Genomic DNA, 1,300 nt, shown 5'->3' with positions numbered 1-1,300 from the left:
CCGCCGCGGTTCTCGATGTTCGACGTGCCCTCGAGGTCCTGCCGCGGAACCAGCGTGAGCTGATCCGCCTTGTCCATTGGGACGGATTCAGCATCATCGACGCCGCGCGAATCAGTGGCATCAGGGAATCCACGGCTCGTGGGCGCTACCAGCGGGCGAAAGCGCAGCTCAGGGTTCATCTGTCTGAATCACCCGACATACAAGCAACGACATCGCCGATGAAAGTGACGACTCCATGAGCTTCAGAAACCACCGCGTCCTGATCTTGATCGCCGCACTGCTCGTCAGCGGTTCCCTAACCGGGTGCGCAACGACGTCGCCCAGCGGCACGGTCACCGATCCGCCTGAGACCGCCAGTTCACCGGGCGCCACTCAACTGCCCGGGGTCTCAACGCGAGTCTCGGAGTCTGGGACCGGCCCGAGGTCGATCGTCGTGCCGAACCCGTCTCCCGATGCTGCGCACGTTGTGTTCTTCGCCCACTTTGAATGCTCCACCGGGAAGGGGTCGGTCACCTTGGCCGATGACCCGAGCGTGTTTATGGGCGGCGATTGCTCAGGACCGGGGGACTACCAGATGACCCTCCCGGCTGGGCTACAGCAATACACCTTTGCGATTGACGTCGGAGCGAGCAGTACGTACAAGTTCTCCGGCCATTTCAGCTGACGCTAGGAAGCGCATCCAACGTCTGGGCTGTTAGCCCGCGTAGGCAGTTTCGATACCAAGAAACAGTCATGATTTAGTCATGATGAGCAGCGCAACATGACGTGCCCCATCTCTGGACGCGGTCCGGGCTGCGGAGTTGCGTGAGAAGGCGGCCGGCGGCGTGCCGAAGGCTGCTCTCGCTCGAGATTTTGGTATCAGCCGGGAAACTGTTTACGCGTATCTCCGCGCTGAGGTTTGAAAGGCTCTCCGCTAACGGACGAGGCCATTGGCGGTGGGGGTGGACCCGACATCAGCTGGGGGAAGAAGTTCTGCGTGGTCTCGGGCGTATTTGCGTGCCCGGTATATCCGTCGACCGAACAGAGGGAAGAAAGCCAGCAGCACGACGATGAGCGCGATAATTAGCCCGATCGAAAAGTCCGATCCGGTGCCCAACACGAGGGACTGTACCTGCTGGATCCCGAGGCCGATATAGAGCAGCGTGATGTAAGCGAGTTGGAAGGGAAAGACCATCGAAATCAGCACCGCGTATTTGGCCGCAGCGACCTGCTCGTCGTGATCGAGCTCTAGTTGCTTGCCGCGTAGCACTACCTTGCCCATCTTCCTTAATCTTCCGAGGTCCCGGCTGACGCTTTCGCG

3 protein-coding genes are annotated in these 1,300 nt (G+C 60.5%); 2 read left to right on the top strand and 1 reads right to left on the bottom strand.

Going from position 1 to position 1,300, the window contains the following annotated elements:
• Both QN345_RS20675 and QN345_RS19210 read left to right on the top strand, forming a co-directional pair.
• Positions 1–239, top strand: a 239-nt coding sequence (locus QN345_RS20675; RefSeq protein ID WP_416347684.1) for an RNA polymerase sigma factor, incomplete at its 5' end; no start/stop codon positions are given.
• Positions 240–800: 561 nt separating this feature from the next.
• Complete coding sequence (locus QN345_RS19210) at positions 801–902, top strand: helix-turn-helix domain-containing protein (RefSeq protein ID WP_323509133.1); 102 nt, start codon at positions 801–803, stop codon at positions 900–902.
• Positions 903–913: 11 nt separating this feature from the next.
• On the opposite strand, the gene QN345_RS19205 is transcribed toward QN345_RS19210, so the two are convergent.
• A partial coding sequence (locus tag QN345_RS19205; protein ID WP_323509132.1) for a hypothetical protein occupies positions 914–1,300 on the bottom strand: 387 nt, incomplete at its 5' end.

Origin of the sequence: Cryobacterium sp. 10I1, assembly GCF_035019805.1 — a bacterium.
In the GTDB taxonomy this organism is placed as follows: domain Bacteria; phylum Actinomycetota; class Actinomycetes; order Actinomycetales; family Microbacteriaceae; genus Cryobacterium; species Cryobacterium glucosi.
Note: the sequence above shows the minus strand (reverse complement) of the source record. Positions and strands in the feature narration are given on the sequence as shown.